This window comes from Clostridioides sp. ES-S-0190-01, assembly GCF_020658275.1.
GTDB lineage: Bacteria > Bacillota > Clostridia > Peptostreptococcales > Peptostreptococcaceae > Clostridioides.
In genome coordinates this window covers 129,499-146,634 of record NZ_JACVWA010000039.1, presented here as the reverse complement: position 1 = coordinate 146,634, position 17,136 = coordinate 129,499, and the positions used below count along the sequence as shown (strand labels likewise).

General features: G+C 27.2%; 16 protein-coding genes. 12 read left to right on the top strand and 4 right to left on the bottom strand.

The window, feature by feature from the left end; all coding sequences use genetic code 11:
• Positions 1 to 36 precede the first annotated feature (36 nt).
• Positions 37 to 1,233, bottom strand: coding sequence for a pyridoxal phosphate-dependent aminotransferase (locus IC214_RS14615; RefSeq protein ID WP_227866773.1), 1,197 nt, complete (start codon positions 1,231 to 1,233; stop codon positions 37 to 39).
• A 374-nt stretch (positions 1,234 to 1,607) separates the two neighbouring features.
• Here IC214_RS14615 and galT point away from each other — a divergent pair, with 374 nt between their 5' ends.
• Together galT and IC214_RS14605 are read left to right on the top strand one after the other, a co-directional pair.
• The gene (gene galT, locus IC214_RS14610) at positions 1,608 to 2,558 is read left to right on the top strand and encodes a galactose-1-phosphate uridylyltransferase (RefSeq protein ID WP_227434248.1); all 951 of its coding nucleotides are present in this window, start codon (positions 1,608 to 1,610) and stop codon (positions 2,556 to 2,558) included.
• 135 nt (positions 2,559 to 2,693) lie between these two features.
• A complete protein-coding gene (locus IC214_RS14605; RefSeq protein WP_227434249.1) occupies positions 2,694 to 3,446 on the top strand; it encodes an exodeoxyribonuclease III in 753 nt (250 codons plus the stop codon).
• Positions 3,447 to 3,538: 92 nt separating this feature from the next.
• Here the strand turns inward: IC214_RS14605 and IC214_RS14600 are convergent, their stop codons facing one another.
• Complete coding sequence (locus IC214_RS14600; RefSeq protein WP_227434250.1) at positions 3,539 to 4,315, bottom strand: 3'-5' exonuclease; 777 nt, start codon at positions 4,313 to 4,315, stop codon at positions 3,539 to 3,541.
• Between the two features lie 313 nt (positions 4,316 to 4,628).
• Between IC214_RS14600 and IC214_RS14595 the strand changes: the two genes are divergently transcribed.
• Positions 4,629 to 6,527: a glutamine synthetase gene (locus tag IC214_RS14595; RefSeq protein WP_227434251.1), complete on the top strand. Its 1,899-nt coding sequence runs from the start codon at positions 4,629 to 4,631 to the stop codon at positions 6,525 to 6,527.
• 133 nt (positions 6,528 to 6,660) lie between these two features.
• On the opposite strand, the gene IC214_RS14590 is transcribed toward IC214_RS14595, so the two are convergent.
• The gene (locus IC214_RS14590; RefSeq protein WP_227823669.1) at positions 6,661 to 7,791 is read right to left on the bottom strand and encodes an MGDG synthase family glycosyltransferase; all 1,131 of its coding nucleotides are present in this window, start codon (positions 7,789 to 7,791) and stop codon (positions 6,661 to 6,663) included.
• 189 nt (positions 7,792 to 7,980) lie between these two features.
• On the opposite strand from IC214_RS14590, the gene IC214_RS14585 reads away from it, so the two are divergent.
• From IC214_RS14585 to IC214_RS14550, 8 genes are all read left to right on the top strand, one after another.
• On the top strand, positions 7,981 to 8,313 hold the full coding sequence (locus IC214_RS14585) for a PadR family transcriptional regulator (protein WP_009889116.1): 333 nt from the start codon (positions 7,981 to 7,983) through the stop codon (positions 8,311 to 8,313).
• Complete coding sequence (locus IC214_RS14580) at positions 8,300 to 9,229, top strand: DUF1700 domain-containing protein (RefSeq protein WP_227482261.1); 930 nt, start codon at positions 8,300 to 8,302, stop codon at positions 9,227 to 9,229. Before IC214_RS14585 ends, IC214_RS14580 begins: the two co-directional genes overlap by 14 nt.
• A complete protein-coding gene (locus tag IC214_RS14575) occupies positions 9,222 to 10,295 on the top strand; it encodes a DUF4097 family beta strand repeat-containing protein (protein ID WP_227434254.1) in 1,074 nt (357 codons plus the stop codon). Before IC214_RS14580 ends, IC214_RS14575 begins: the two co-directional genes overlap by 8 nt.
• A gap of 101 nt (positions 10,296 to 10,396) precedes the next feature.
• Positions 10,397 to 10,927: a hypothetical protein gene (locus IC214_RS14570; protein WP_227823670.1), complete on the top strand. Its 531-nt coding sequence runs from the start codon at positions 10,397 to 10,399 to the stop codon at positions 10,925 to 10,927.
• 126 nt (positions 10,928 to 11,053) lie between these two features.
• Positions 11,054 to 11,761, top strand: coding sequence for a lantibiotic protection ABC transporter ATP-binding protein (locus tag IC214_RS14565; protein ID WP_227434256.1), 708 nt, complete (start codon positions 11,054 to 11,056; stop codon positions 11,759 to 11,761).
• 1 nt (position 11,762) lies between these two features.
• A complete protein-coding gene (locus IC214_RS14560; protein ID WP_227866772.1) occupies positions 11,763 to 12,482 on the top strand; it encodes a lantibiotic immunity ABC transporter MutE/EpiE family permease subunit in 720 nt (239 codons plus the stop codon).
• Between the two features lies 1 nt (position 12,483).
• Positions 12,484 to 13,239, top strand: coding sequence for a lantibiotic immunity ABC transporter MutG family permease subunit (locus IC214_RS14555; RefSeq protein ID WP_227851627.1), 756 nt, complete (start codon positions 12,484 to 12,486; stop codon positions 13,237 to 13,239).
• 132 nt (positions 13,240 to 13,371) lie between these two features.
• On the top strand, positions 13,372 to 14,763 hold the full coding sequence (locus IC214_RS14550) for a sensor histidine kinase (RefSeq protein WP_227866771.1): 1,392 nt from the start codon (positions 13,372 to 13,374) through the stop codon (positions 14,761 to 14,763).
• Positions 14,764 to 14,843: 80 nt separating this feature from the next.
• Here the strand turns inward: IC214_RS14550 and IC214_RS14545 are convergent, their stop codons facing one another.
• Positions 14,844 to 15,665: a pyridoxamine kinase gene (locus IC214_RS14545; protein ID WP_227851629.1), complete on the bottom strand. Its 822-nt coding sequence runs from the start codon at positions 15,663 to 15,665 to the stop codon at positions 14,844 to 14,846.
• A gap of 250 nt (positions 15,666 to 15,915) precedes the next feature.
• On the opposite strand from IC214_RS14545, the gene IC214_RS14540 reads away from it, so the two are divergent.
• Positions 15,916 to 17,070 (top strand): amidase domain-containing protein, encoded by a 1,155-nt coding sequence (locus tag IC214_RS14540; protein ID WP_227434261.1) that lies wholly within the window; start codon positions 15,916 to 15,918, stop codon positions 17,068 to 17,070.
• Positions 17,071 to 17,136 lie beyond the last annotated feature (66 nt).

Sequence of the window (17,136 nt, the reverse complement as noted above, 5' to 3'; positions counted from 1 at the left end):
ATCTGATAAAATTTACATAAAGTAAACTTTTAAAATTTATTTGTGTAAAGCTACATATTGCTCTAAACCTTCTTTTAATAATGTAGCAGCTCTATGAAGGTCAGTTTCATTTAGGATGTAAGCTAATCTTATTTCGTCACGTCCTAAACCTGGAGTAGCATAGAATCCTTCAGCAGGGCAAACCATAACAGTTTCATTATTTTTACTGAACTCTTTTAACATCCAGATTGTGAAATCTTCTGCATTTTCAACTGGTAATTTAGCAACTATATAGAATGCACCAGTTGGTTTTTTACATATAACACCTTCAACTTTCATTAATTCATTGTATAATACGTCTCTTCTTTTTTTGTATTCTTCATTAACCTCTTTGAAGTAAGAAGCTGGAGTTTTGTATAATTCAACAGCTCCTATTTGTTCTAATGTAGGAACACAAAGTCTTCCTTGACACAATTTAAGTATTTGAGCTATAAGACCTTTATTTTTACAAGCGATAGAACCAATTCTAGCACCACAAGCACTGTATCTCTTAGAAACACTGTCTATTATTATAACTCTGTCTTGTACACCTTCTAAGTTACCACAGCTAGTATACTCAAGTCCATCATAAACAAATTCTCTATAAACTTCGTCTGCTATTATCCATAGATTTTTTTCTTTAGCTATTTCAGCTAGGATATTAAGTTCTTCTTTTGTATAAATTGCACCAGTTGGATTTCCTGGGTTAGAAAGAATCATAGCTTTAGTTCTATCATCTACCTTAGAAGCTATTTCTTCTTTTGATGGAAGGTGGAAACCGTTTTCTGCTTTTGTTGTAACAGCATTAACTTCCACGTTTACACATTGACCAAATCCATTGTAGTTAGTATAGAATGGTTCTGGAACTAATAAATTATCTCCTGGGTCACAAACAGCCATCATAGTGAAAAGTAAAGCTTCACTACCACCATTAGTCACTAATAATTCATCTTTTTCAAAATCCATGTTGTAAGTTTTGTAGTAATTTTGAAGTGCTTCTAATAATTCTGGAATACCTTCAGAAGTAGCATATTCTAAAACTTCGCTATCAAAGTTTTTAACAGCATCAAAAAACCCTTGAGGAGTTTTTATGTCTGGTTGACCTATATTTAAGTGATATACTTTGATTCCTTTATCTTTTGCTGCTTGTGCAAATGGAACAAGTTTTCTGATTGGAGAGGCTTGCATTGCACTAACTCTGTTTGAATAATTCATTTTAATACCCCCTATTTAATTTAAATACGTATATTGTATTATGTAAATTGTATATTGGAATACAAGATATCTTTACAAGATAATAATAACATACTTATAGGTAAAAATCATCAAAAAAAATTAATATAGCTTTAAAATAAACTTTTAACAAATTACAGTGAAACACTCGTATTTATACTAATAAATTATATGTACATAAACTTATTTATAGTATGATAATATATGGATATATTAGTTATAATTTTTTTGTATTAGAAAATTAAAATACCTAATACTAAATATGTAAAATTATAAAAAATATTATAAATTTATTTAACAGATACAATAAATATCATATAATTATATTAAAGGCTATTAACTAAGAGGTGTTAATTATGAGAGAATTAAGAATAGATCCAATTACTAATGATGTTGTTATATTTGCTACTGATAGGCTGAAAAGACCATTAGATACAATTGATGTACCAAATGATGAAGAAGAAACGAATGAATACGATGAAGGATGCCCATTTTGTAAGGGAAATGAAGCTTATGCAACAGATACACTATTTGAAATAAAAGGTGATGAAGGTTGGCTTGTAAAATCTATATATAATAAATTTCCTATAATTGATGATTTGGCAAGAGATATATATGGTATTCATGAGGTAATGATAGAAAGCAATAAACATAACAGCAGTTTTTACAATATGAATCAAAAAGAATTTGAAGATGTTTTTTTTATGTATAGAAATAGATTTAAAGATTTGTCGAAAGATGACAAAGTAGAATATGTGAGTATTTTTAAAAATTTCTTGAGAAAGGCTGGAGCATCTTTGATGCATCCACATGCTCAAATACTATCTATGTCTTTTATTCCACCTGAAATTACAAATGAATTGTTGGTTTCAAAAGAGTATTATGATAGTAATAAAAGCTCTTTGTATAATGACTTGGTAGAAAATGAAATAAGTTTAAATAAAAGAGTGGTTTATAATGGAGACGCTTTTTTAGTGATTATACCATATGCAACTAAGTACAGTGGAGAAGTAAGAGTAATATTTAAAGACAACATAAAGTTTGATGAATTAACAGATAATAATGTAAAAGAGATTTCTATGATATTCGAAAAGTTATTTAAAAAATTATATAATATAAATGGGTATATGCCATTTAACTTATGTATCCATACTCATCCAACAAAAATTGAAACAAAATCATACTTTAATGTCCATATGCACATAATACCAAGAAAGTATAACCTTGGAGGATTTGAACTTGGAACAAATATGTATGTTTCTTCAATGAATCCTGAAGAATTAACAAAAAAATTAAAATTTGATTAAAGTATGTATCTTTTAGGTATTAAAGAAATAATGATTTTAAAATAAATTTATAGTATATTAATGTTAAAATAAAAACAAATAGAAAAATAAATAAAAAAACTAATAGAAAATTGCTATTTAGATGAGGAGTGGAATATGAAATTTATATCGTGGAATGTCAATGGGATAAGAGCGTGTGTTGGGAAAGGATTTTTAGACTTTTTTAGAGATATTGATGCAGATATATTTTGCTTACAAGAGACTAAATTACAGGAAGGGCAAATAGAGTTAGATTTGCCAGGTTATTTTCAGTACTGGAATTATGCAGAGCGAAAAGGCTATTCAGGTACTGCTATATTTACAAAAAAAGAGCCTTTAAAAGTAATGTATGGAATAAATATAGAAGAACATGATAAGGAAGGTAGAGTTATAACTTTAGAATTTGAAGATTTTTATTTTATTACTGTATATACGCCAAATTCTCAATCTGAATTAAAGAGATTAGAATATAGAACTAGATGGGAAGATGACTTTATAGATTATTTAGTTAAATTAGATAATCATAAGCCTGTAATAGTGTGTGGAGATATGAATGTTGCACATAAAGAAATAGACTTAAAAAATCCTAAAAACAATACAAAGAACGCAGGTTTTACAAAAGAAGAAAGAGAAAAATTCTCTAAATTATTAGATAGTGGATTTATAGACACATATAGATACTTTAATCCTGATAAAGAAGGAGTGTATAGTTGGTGGTCATATAGATTTAATGCAAGAAAAAATAACGCTGGATGGAGAATCGATTATTTTTGTGCATCTAAAAAATTAGAAGATAGATTGACAAATGCAAATATACATACTGAGGTATTGGGGTCAGACCATTGTCCAGTAGAATTAGAGATAATATAGAAGTTTAATCAGGATAAAAATTGGGCTGTAGATGTAAATTTAAAGTTAATTATTCTTTTAATCTACATGCCTTTTTTTAACCTAAATAAATTTCACTTATTTTTTCTTTGCTTAGAGTTTTCTAATTCAAATTGATTTGTTTTTCCCATGTTGTAAGCTAAATTAATAATTTTTTTCTCATCTTTAGTCAAATCACGATTTAGAATTTTCTTAAACTCATCAAATAATTTATCATAGTCAACTCTTTTTTTATTAGAATACTTTATAGATTTAGATTTAATATTTGTATACACATATATATCAGGTACTATGCTTGGATTATATATCTTAATAAAAACCTTCGCTGTATAATATGCATCATTTAAAGCGTTGTGATAAGACATTTTTTCATCAAGTTCCAATATAGAAATAGCATTTTTCAAGCCAATACTTTTTCCTGCTGGATTATTAAAATATTTAGATGCATGTTGTTGAATATTAATATAAGACTTAGGTAAAATATCTGATGCTAGCTTATGATAATTGATATTTCTGTATAACTCCTTTAAATCTCCAACCCCCCAAACACATAGTATAGGGTCGTGTGATGCTATGAATTTTATGAAATTGTTGTAAACCTCAGGAAAAGTAGGTGAATCGTTAAAATCAGAGTCTTTAATATTGGTCATACGACTAATAAAAGGGTGCATTGCCTTGTATAGTGTAGGTTTAATATAGCTATTAAATGTATCTACTATATTAAATTTAGAATCCAGTTTAATTGCTCCTATTTGTATAATTTCAAAAGGACATTTTTCATTGGACACAGTTTTATTGAGTTTTTTGTCAAATCCTTGGTTGAATTCCAAATCGAAAATTATGTATTCCATAAAGTTTATCTCCTAAATTTTTGTATTATTACTAGTATAGATTATATTATAAGCTAAATTAAATTTTTAAACAAAAATACTTTTATTTTAGTATACCCCATATTTATAAAAATGTTAAACTATTGTATGTATAATATTTTTCCAAGAAAAAATATTGCGAACTTTTTGTACTTGATATATAATAATATAAATAAAAACACGAATAAAACACGAATATTTTGCAAGAAAAATTCATAAATATAAGGAAAAATGAATTTTATCTTGTATATTTAATAAAATAAAATTTACACAAAAATCATAGGAGAGTGAAAAGATGGAGAGTTTATTATATGTAATAGAGAAAGATAAGCATACCAATGAAGAAATAAGAGAAATCCTAGAGAGCAATAAAAACATAAGGTTCGTTTCTTTAATGGGAGTTGACTTAGGAGGAAATGCAACAGATGAAAAAATTCCTGTAGAATTATTTTTAGAGGATATAGATAAATTCTTAGAATCAGCTATACAAACTGATGGTTCAAGTGTTGAACTTTACAATATAGCAACATTGAATAATGCAAAAGTAGACTTAATGCCAGATAAAAGTTGTCATTGGTATGTAGATTACAATATGGAATACATAGATGAAGAAGTAGGGTTGCCTGTAGGAACATTAAAGATACCTGCATTTCTAATACACGATAATAAAAAAGTATGTTCTAGGGGAATTCTTCAAAAAGCAGATAAATATTTTAAGAAATCTATGTTTGAAATATTTAGAGAATATCCACATGTAATAAACAATATAGGAATAAACTCAGTAGATGATATAGAAGAAATAATGTTAACAGCAGCTACAGAACTCGAATTTTGGGTTAATACTCCTGAAGATAAAGCTGACTTAGAAAAATTATATGTATCACAAAGCTTAAAAGAACAATACTGGAAAAGAACTCATGGTATTATAAGAACTTGTCTGGAACAAAGTTTAATAATACTTCAAAAGCTAGGTGTAAGCCCTGAAATGGCTCATAAAGAGGTTGGGGGAATTCAAAGTTCTATAAGTATAGATGGAAAAACAAACCATGCTATGGAGCAATTAGAGGTTTCTTGGAAGTTTTCTACACCACTACAAGCGGCAGATAATGAATTATTAGTAAGAGATGTTATAGAAGATGTATTTACATCGCATGGATTAGAAGTTACATTTAAAGCAAAGCCAATTCATGGAGTTGCAGGAAGTGGTGGTCATACACATGTAGGAGTAAGTGCAAAATTAAAAGATGGAAGTATCAAAAACTTATTTGCTCCAAAAGATTTAAAAGAAGACTATCTAAGTGAATTAGGGTATGGAGCTCTTATGGGACTTCTTTATAATTATGAAGTATTAAATCCGATTGTAACAGCTTCTAATGATGGATTTAATAGACTGGTTCCTGGATTTGAAGCACCTGTATGTATAGTTACATCTTTAGGTCATAGTTATGAAATGCCATCTAGAAATAGGTCGGTACTTGTTGGGTTAATAAGAGATATAAAGAATCCAAAAACTGTAAGATTTGAATTAAGATCACCAAGTCCTCTATCTAATACTTACCTAGTAATAGCAGGATGTTATCAAACAATGTTAGATGGTATAAAAGCAGCAGCTAAGAGTGGACTTAGTACTAAAGAACTAGAAAAAGAATTATCTAAAAATGTGGGAGAAGAAAGTTTCTATTTAGAAAAAGACAGAGCATATAGAGATGAAAATGATGTATTTGAACATTATAATTTAGAAGAAAGAAATGCAAGATTTGGAACACCTCCAGCAACAGTTTATGAAAATATGAAAAACCTAGAAATATATGCTTCTAAATTAAAATCTTTAAAACAAGGTGATGTATTTACTGATAGTATAATAGAATCATTTAAAGTTGGGGCAATAGATAAGTGGCAAAAAAAATTAAAAACTAGAATAATAGAAGCTGGAATTCAAAAGATAAGAAGTATTGTAAAAGTACACACAAAAGAAAATATGGATGCACTTGATGAAGTAGTTTGGAATTCAATATCAGACTTAAAGTTTAATATTATGAAAGATACTTTAACTAGAGAATCACTATTTACTAGAGTAAGAGAGGCTGTAGAAAATAAAGATTATCAAACTGCTTCGGATTTACAAATAGAACTAAAGAGAAGCATGGAAGAAATACAACAATTATATATGCAATACAAGAAAAATATATATTAAAATAAAATAGTAATAATTTGATTTTGATGTTATAAAGGCAATTAAGTATGGTTAAATCATTTTGAGTTAAATCTCAAATGTAAAAACCATACTCAATTGCCTTGAATTTTGGATTTTAAGTTTTACAATAAAATTAATTATATTGATTATCTATTAATTCTGATATATAATCAGCAATTTCATCTGGATGAATGACTGTTTTAAATTCTTCTAGATTCTTTTTCATAAAATTTATTATAGAATCAAACTCATTTGATACTAACTTATAAAATATATTTTTTAGGTCTAAGTCATCACTATAAATCATTCCAAGTCCTTTATCTATTATAAATTTAGCATTTTCAATTTCTTGACCAACTTTTGGCATTTTAACAAGTACTGGAGTTTGAGACTGGATTGCTTCAAATATAGTTGCTCCTCCAGGTTTAGTCAACATTAAGTCACATTCTTTTATCAGATTGTACATATCATTTACAAATCCAAGTACTTTTATATTTTTTAGAGGTTTTTTATGAGTTAAATTATCATATAGTTTTTTATTTTTACCTGTAACTATTGTAATCTCTATGGAATTAATGTGTTCTTCAATGAAGTCATCTATCCAATGCATAAAATCCTCATCTATATCAAATAGACCTCTTCCTCCACCCAAAAGCAATAGCCTATATTTTCCACAACAAGGTTCTTTACTTTCAATCTGGAATCTCTTATCTACAGGAACACCAGTAACCTTTATGGAATCTGGATTTATTCCTTTTTGAAAAAATCTATTTTTTATCTCTGGAGATGGAACAAAATATAAATCTGTATTTTCAAAAACCCATTCCATACTGTCTACAACATCTGTGATAACTGTCAATGTTGGTATATTTATATCAGGGTTTTTTATCTTAAAATTATTTACACAAGCAGCAGCTAGTGGAAATGTAGAGATAATCAAATCTGGATTTATATCAGAAATATACTCAGAAAGTTTAGGTGTATATAATTTATGAGAGAAATCATGTCTTGAGTCAAACGATTTCTTAAAATAATAATAATAATTATATAATCCAGGAGTATATTTTGTATTGTTTTCATAAAGCTTCACCATAGGCTTATTCATCATAGGTATACTTGCATTTATAAAGTTTTGTATAACAACATTGTAATTACTATATTTTTCCATAATACATTCTTTAACTGCTTTTGCAGCACTTATATGACCAGCACCAAATTGAGCTGTTAAGATTAATATAGTTTTATCTTCTTTTGTTTTAGACAATTTATCACCACTTTCATAAAATATATCTGATTAGAGTATTATACATTTACATAAGAATTTAATCAATAATAATATTAAAAAATAACTATTGTGTAAAACATAGTACTGTGTTATTATAAAAGCATAAGAAGTTTTAACATAGTACCTTGTAAAACACAATACTGTGTATTTAAAGAAAGGATGGAGTATATGAACACACAATTTAGAAAGGGTGTCTTAGAAATTTGTGTACTTGCTCTAATATCTAAAAAAGATATGTATGGATATGAAATAGTACATAATATTTCCAAAGTAATAGATGTAAATGAAGGAACGATATATCCTATTCTAAGAAGACTGACAAAAGATTTGTATTTTGAAACGTATATACTAGAATCTAATGAGGGTCCTGCTAGAAAATACTATAGAATAACTTCACTAGGAAAAGAAAACTTATCCAATCTGATGGAAGAGTGGAGAGAATTTGTAAAAGCTGTTGAGATTTTAATAAGTGAAGATGAGGGAGGTAATGAACTTGAATAAAACTGAGTTTCTGGAAATTTTAAAGGATTATCTAAAAAAAGATTTTTCTGAGAGCGAAGTTAATGATATATTGAGAGATTATGAAGAATATTTTGTAGATGGGATTATAGAAGGAAAGAGTGATATGGAAATAATAGCATCGCTTGGTTCACCAAAATCTATAGCAAGAGAACTTATTCTACAGACAAAAGAAAAAAACATTGAAGATGAAAAAATAATAAACACAGATATTTTAAATGATAAGTTTAGTAAATTCAAGTTAGATATGAAAAAGGGTTATTCTATTTTAAAAGATGAAGCTAAAGAAAAGTACAATAAATCGAAAGAAAGAGTAAATGATAAGCTTACTCCAAGTATAGAAGAAGGTGTCGGAGGAGTATCTAGAGAAGCTATAAAGATTTTATTAGTATTTTTATCCTTATTATTGATTATTCCAGCATTTGCATTTGTATGTGCTATTATTTCAGTTGCTATTGGGTTAGTATGTACATTGATTGCTTTTGTCATATCAATTCCATTTGTGATTAAATTTATTTCAATGGTTCCAGATGTTACAATGTTTTGTATATTTGCGACTATAGCATTTATAGGTTTAGAGATACTGGCATGGCAAATTTTACTGTTTGTTATAAAGTTAGGTAAACAATTGTTAGGCAGTTATATAAATTGGATAAAGAGAAAAAACATTTATATAAATGCAAATAAAAAGATGGAAAAAAGAAATAAGGATACTTTAAGTGAGAAAGATTTAAATAAAGATAGTAATGAAGATTTATATGATGATTACTGTAATATAGAAAAAGAAGAGAATATAAAGGAATCTGATAATTACAACGATGATAGTATAAATTTTGAGGCAATGTATAAAGATTTTGAAGAAATAGATGATAAGAAAGGAGAAGATAAACATGAATAAGAAACTTGCCATATTTGCTGCGGTTTTATTGGTAATAGGTATAATTGGAACAACATGGTCAGGGATTTTAGTTATGCCAAGCTTAATAAACTTTGGACTCGAAAAAGAAGCTGAATTCAAAAAGGAAAATAAACTTTATCAAGAAAAAGTAAATATTGACAAGTTAGATGTATCTGTTGGCAATATAAATGTTACGATAAAGAGACATTCAAGTGAAGATGTACGTGTGACAACAAGAGGAAACAATGAATTTTACAAATATAATGTAACTTTAAAGGATAAGACATTAGTTGTAAAAGGTGAAAGAAAATATGAAAATCGTGTTAAAAAAATTAAAAATTTTGACCAATTATTCAATACATCTATAAATAATATGTTTTCAGGAGATTATAGGGAAATAGTAATCTATGTACCAAATAATGTAGATATAAATGTATCAAGTGTAGATTCATCTTTATTAGTATATGATAATGTAGCTTCAAGCAATATAACATATAAGACTTCTTATGGAAGATTTGAGAGAGTTATAACTGAAAATAATATAAATAAGTTAGATACATTAAACTTAATATCTAGCAATAATCTTGAATTATCTACAAAATCAGTCTTAGGTGTTAAAAACGTAAATATAGAAACAGAATCATTAGATATATCTTCAGAATATGAAGACATATTTGTCAATAATGTAGAACAATATATACCTGAAAATATAAATATAAAAGAAAAAATAGGTAGAAATTCACATTACGATAACAACTTTAGCATATATTGTGATTTTCCAATTGCTAAAAATTTAGATATAGAGGTTCCAAATTCTAAAGTAAGTCTTAGTCTACCAGTAAATAAGTATAAGTTTAATTGCGATATAAAATCTAAAGAAAGAATAGAAGAAATTAATGATGAGTCAGAAGAATACAATGATAGTTCAATTGAATATGAACACAGTGAAGAAAATCATAACGCATATAAAAATATAAGAGAAATAAAAGGGCTTTTAAATGAAAACTTGTCGAATTTAGAACAAGAGTATACTATAAAAATAAATTCAAATAAATTAGAAATGTAAATAATTCATTACTATAATTAATAAATTGACCTAAAAGTATAAAAATATAGTCTATACTATGGTATAATAAGTATCGAAATAGAATTGGGAGAGGGATACTTATGAATAAAATAGCAGTAAGTTTTTTAATAATTGCTACTACTTTATTGAGTACAGCATGTATGGATTATAAAGTTGACAAAGTAGAATTGGTTGATTCTAGAGATTCTGCAGTTGTAAAGAAAGGTGAAGATATCAAAGAAGAAACTGATACAATTAATCCTAGAAGAACAGCTAAAATACCTATAGAGATAGTTTCAAAGGATGAAAAGATAGTAAAATACTTACAAATAGATGAAGAAAGTACATTAAAAGAAAAACTACAGTTAATCTTAGATACTTTATCACATGAGTATTTTAATGGTTTAGATATGGAAGTAGAAGTTCAGGAAAAAGATAGTCTAGTTAAGATAAACTTAGTTGAACCTGATGAAAAGGGGAGAGTTTCTTGGAAAGATGATTATTTAAATGAACAAAATATAATATATACTATAAATAATATTATCAAAAATGTCATTCAAGAAGATGATAATAGTATTTGGATTGAAGAAGTAGAGATATACTACAATGGAGAATTAATAGAGTTAACATAAGAAATGATGTGTTTTATTTAAAAGCACATCATTTTTTTTATAATTTTTTAATTCTTATAAAATCCTTATATTTATGATTTAGAATGATTCTTGTAAATAAGTTTGACAAAAGAAAGGATGAAAATTATGAGTAATTATATTTTGGAAGTAAAAGGAGTTTCTAAAAAGTTTAAGGAGCAGGTTGCAGTTGATAATATTTCAATTGCAATTAAACATAATTCTATTTATGGATTATTAGGACCGAATGGAGCTGGGAAATCCACTTTATTAAAAATGATAACAGGAATCTTAAACCCCACTTCTGGGAAGATATTATTTGAAGGTCATAGATGGACTAGAAAAGATTTAGCAAACATTGGGTCTCTTATTGAATCACCTGCTATATATGAGAATTTAACAGCAAGAGAAAATTTAAAAGTTCATACTACATTACTTGGTCTTCACGACTCTCGCATTGAAGAAGTTTTAGGGATTGTTGATTTAAGAGATACTTTTAAAAAGCGTTCAGGTCAGTTTTCTCTGGGTATGAAGCAACGTCTTGGTATTGCTATTGCATTATTAAATCACCCAAAACTTTTAATCTTAGATGAGCCTACAAATGGACTTGACCCTATTGGAATTGAGGAACTTAGAGAACTGATTCGTTCTTTTCCAAAACAAGGAATTACAGTTATTTTATCAAGTCATATTTTATCTGAGGTTGAGCAAGTTGTAGATGAAATTGGAATAATTTCTAATGGAGTAATAGGGTATCAAGGAGAAGTATCAAGGGAACAAAATTTAGAAGAACTTTTTATGAAAGTTGTAGCTGAAAATAGAAAGAGAGGTAAGTAACATGGAAAGATTTGTTAGAGCAGAATTCCTAAAGATGAAAGGAACTTTTGGAATGAGATTGTCTTGGATAGCCCCAATATTTTCTATACTTATCTGCTTTGGACTAGGTGGAGGACAAAATGGTGCTTACAATTGGTGGTATATTATGTTTCTTCCAGGAGCAATAACTTTGATTTGTTCTTTAGTAGTACAAAAAGATGAAAAAAAGAAGTATCGAGGTGTATTGTCATTGCCAGTTGACAAAAAAAATATCTGGACTGGAAAAATACTTTATTGTACCATTATACTTTGTATATCTTCAATTATTTTCATGATAGGGATAGTTTTTATTGGAGTAGTTTATAAGAAAACTATTTTAATAAATCAAAATATTATTGGAACTATAGTACTTATCTTACTATTTATGTGGCAAATTCCACTTTGTATGTTTTTAGCCTCAAAATTTGGTTTGTTTATTACAGTTTTAATAAATATGTTTTTCACTGTATTTGGAGTAGCTGTTTTTTCAACTACAAGTTCATGGTGCTTATTTCCATATTCAATTCCATCAAGATTAATGGCTGCAATATTGCATATTTTACCAAATGGACTTCCTGTACCAGAAGGAAATGAACTTTTAAGCCCTAATGTCATTTTACCAGGTATATTAATATCTATTGCTTTATTTATATTATTTACTTTAGCTACAAGTGCTTGGTTTAAAAATAGAGAGGTGAAATAATATGGCACAACTAATAAGACTATTTAATTCTGACTTGATAAAACTAAAAAGAACTTACATAGTACTAATACACTTTTGTATTGCATTAGTAGGAATAGGCTTATTTTTAGGATATTACAATATTTCAGGTTATGATAGTATATCAAAGATAGTAGCATATTTACAAGTTATAGCTATAGCTTTTCCTTTATTATCAAGTATTATGTGTTCAATGTGCGTTGAACAAGAATATTACTCAGGAAATTATAAGCATATACTAACATCATCTAATCCAAAATACCTTACAATTATAAGTAAATATGTAATTTTAATATGCCTTGGTTTTGGAGCAACATTAGTTTCTGTGTTAGGTTTTGAATTTGGTATAGATACTATTTTTAATAATAATCATTTTACACTAAGTTTTTATATGATTTCAATTTTAATTTTAGCAGGAAGTAATCTATTTGAATATATATTACATTTATTCTTAAGTTTGAGATTTGGAAAAGGAGCATCAATTGGGGTAGGTATAGTGGAGACTTTACTTTCAGCACTATTATTAACTGGACTAGGAGATGGTATATGGCAGTATATTCCTTGTGCATGGGGTGTTAGATTTGTAAGTGTTTGGGCATCTTTTTCAAGTTCTAAAGAAATTGAATCAATTCAAGAGTTCCAGTCAATAGGTTTAATTTGTGGCTTTGCAACTATTTTTACATTTGTAATTTTATGTATTTGGTTTTCTAAATGGGAAGGTAAGAAATCTGAAGAATAAAATAATTAATTGTTTATTTAGATTATTTGTATTATTATATTATAGTATAATTTGATAACAGAAAAGAGATAAAAATAATCAGATATACAGTTGCTTAGGTGTTAATTAAACTGTTTGGAGGATATGATACGAATGTTTCGGAAAAAAAATTCTAATAATAAAAAAGTTGTAAAGTTAAGAACTATTTTTGTAAGATATTTGTCTGTATTCTTTGTTACAACAATTACTTTGGGAGTTCTTTTAGTATTTTTGTTTTCTGTGTTATTATCATTAGGAGTAGTGTTGCCATCCAATTATACAGAAAAGCAAATCTACAAATATAAAGATGAAATTATTTCAAGTGAAAAAGTAACTAAAGATATAATACCAGATTTTTGTGACTATGGAATCTACACTTTAGATGGTAAATTGACTTCGGGAACTTTTAATAATAAAGAAGCAAAAAAAACCTGGAATTTAATGAAAGGTATTGAAGTAAAAAGTGGACATTCGTCAGACAATTATATAAAACTTTTTAGACAAAATGAAGTATGTATAATAAGATATGATATAGTATCAGAATTCAATTCTCCAGCTTTAAGAAAATATTTGCCAAAGCCAGAAGTATTAGGGATAATTATTTTTGTTGTAGCATTTTTTATTGAAATGGTTATACTATCAAAATCTTTTGGTAAAAAAATTAATGCAAAAATGGACCTTTTGAAAAATGCTACAGAAAAAATACAACAGCAAGATTTAGATTTTACAATAGAATCTAGTGATATTTATGAAATTGATAATGTTCTCTTTTCTATAGAAAAAATGAAGCTAGCATTAAAAGATTCTCTAGAAAAGCAGTGGAGACTGGAAGAAACTCGAAAAGAACAGATATCTGCATTAGCACATGATATAAAGACCCCATTAACCATTATAAATGGAAATGCGGACTTATTGATTGAAATAAATGACAATCCTGAGCTATCAGAATATATGGAATATATAGCAAATGGTGTTACTCAGATAGAAAAATATATTAACACTCTAATATACATATCTAAAGCAGATAAAGGTTATACAATTAATAAAGAAAGTATTAATATTGATAAATTTATAGAGGATGTTTTGGTGCAAATAGAAGCACTGGCCAGTACAAAAAGTTTAGATGTGGAATTTTATAAGCAAGATGATTTACCTAAGAATATAACAATAGATAGAGAATTATTATTTAGAGCTATTATGAATATAATTTCAAATGCTATTGATTATTCAACAAATCAAAGTAAGTTATATTTTGATGTATTAGTAAATCAAAGATATTTAAAATTTGTAATTACAGATTGTGGAAGAGGTTTTTCTAAGGAAGATTTATCAAAAGCTACAGAACAGTTTTATACAGGCGATTCGAGTAGGAACTCTAAATCTCATTATGGTATGGGTCTATACATTGCAAATACTATTATACAAAAACATAATGGTAATTTAAATGTTGAAAATTCTATAAAAACTAGTGGAGCAATGATAACAATTGAAATACCAATAATTTAATACTTATATCCATTTTATAAATACCTAAATTTTATATACTTGGTAGGTATTTGTAAAATGGATAATTTTTGTGGTTAATTTTATATATTAATTAAATCTGATAAAAAGTTTTCGAACATCACTCCATCATTTCTATCAGTGTTAAATTGAGACGTATAATTTATCGTTTTATATATAAAATCTGTTGCAGTATTAACAGCTATTCCTAAGTCATGGTTATTCACTAGCATACCACAAAGTATAGATGTAAATATATCTCCAGTTCCACTATAAGAACAGTTATTGTATTTAACAGAAGTAAAGAATATATGGTCAGTATCTCTATCATAAGCTAAATTTAATATATTATCATCTTCTAATATACCTGTGATTACAACTTTACTAGGTCCTAAAGAAGATACAGACTTTGCAATATTTATAAGTTCATCTCTATTATAATCCTTTTTTGTATAGTCATTTCCAGTTAAGAAACAAGCTTCTGTTAAATTAGGAGTAGTTAAATCTGAATGTCTAACTAATTCTTTAATTTCATGTCTCATTTCTTCTGTAAAGATTGGATACATAATTCCATTATCGCCCATTACAGGGTCAACTACGATAAAAGCATTTGGATAATCATTTATAAAGTTTGCCACTATTTCAATTTGATGTTTTGAACCTAAAAAACCACTATATATACTATCAAAGTTGACTTTTAAATTTTTCCAAACAGTTGAATATTTTACCATCTCATCAGTGCAATCTAAAAATGTAAACTCAGGATAACCAGTTTGACTTGAAAGTATAGCTGTTGGAAATGGACAACATTGAACCTTTAATGCTGAAAGTATAGGTATAGCAACTGATAATGAACATTTTCCTATTCCAGATAAGTCATTAATTGCTGCGACTTTTTTTTGCATAAAAAACCCTCCATTAGTATGTATTAATCATAATGATATCAAAATATTTATATACATATATATTACTATAAAAAAAAGAAAAAAGTAGATTATAAAATAAAAATTTGTAAAAAAAACAGTGTATCAATACAATTAATTTTTAATATTGGACATAATAAGATAGAGAATTATTAAATATGAAAATTATTGTATATAATAATAGCTTTTTTGTGAATTTATTCGTAAGGTGTACTATTTGGGAGGTGTAGCTTTGAAAATACTGAAAAATAAAAATAAGTACATCAAAGGTATAATGGCATTTGTATTTTTATCTTTAGCTACTACAGCAGGTGTATTTTTAATTAATGATTTAAGTATGAAAAATATGAAAGAAAAAGTTATAGAATCTGCTACTGTTGAAGGTGATGATGTAAAAGACCAGTATAAGTTATTGCTTGAAAATTTATTTGACTACAGAAATAAGGCAATATTAGAGAAAAATGAAAATATTTTAAAAGGTCTTTATGAAACAGAAAAAAAGTTTGGTCTTTGGGCTTATGAAAATGAAGTAAAAAAGATGAAGTATTTAGAAAATTGGTCTAGTAAACAAGGTGTAAAGTTTAAAGACATAAAGACAAGAGTCAAAGTTAAAAAAATAAAAGAAAAAGAAAAAGACTTATATGGCATAATATGTTCTGTATCAACTGAGTATAAGTACTCATATGAAAATCAAAAGGACAAAGAAAATGTATTTAGAATAGGTACATATCACTATCTAAATGTAAAAATCATAGATAATCAATATGTAATAACTAAAGAGTGGTATACAGACCCTTTTGCAGATTCTTTAAATTTAGAAAATATAAAATCTGATGATATAAGAAGCTATATTGGTCAACAAAATGCTGTAGAGTTACAGCTTACAGAAGAGCAAAAGAAGGCTATAGATTATGCACATAAATACTGTGGAGCAGCAGCAGATGAAGAACATGGTATGAAGTTTAATCCAAATTATAGAGATTATAATCCAGAAGGTGGAGATTGTGCCAACTTTGCATCACAGATAATGTTTGAAAGTGGAAAGTTTAAGAAAAATTCAATCTGGAATTATAGTGAAAGAGCAGGAACAAAAGCATGGGTAAATGCGCAAGCTTTTAAAAATTATGCTCTCTATAGCGGAAGAGGTTCATTAATAGCTAAAGGTTCTTACGAAGATGTTTACAAAGAAGCTTATAATCTACGTCCTGGAGATTTTGTAGGATATGAAAAAAAAGGTAGAATAACACATGTTTCGACTGTAACGGGATTGGATTCAAGAGGATATCCTTTGGTAACCTGTCATAATACTGATAGAATGCTTGTGCCATGGGATTTAGGTTGGAGTGATAAATCTATAAGATTCCATATAATAAAAATAAACTATTAAAAATTTATAAAGAAAAATAAAGTATAAAAGATAACAATGATTTAATATTATAAATTAAAAAAAATG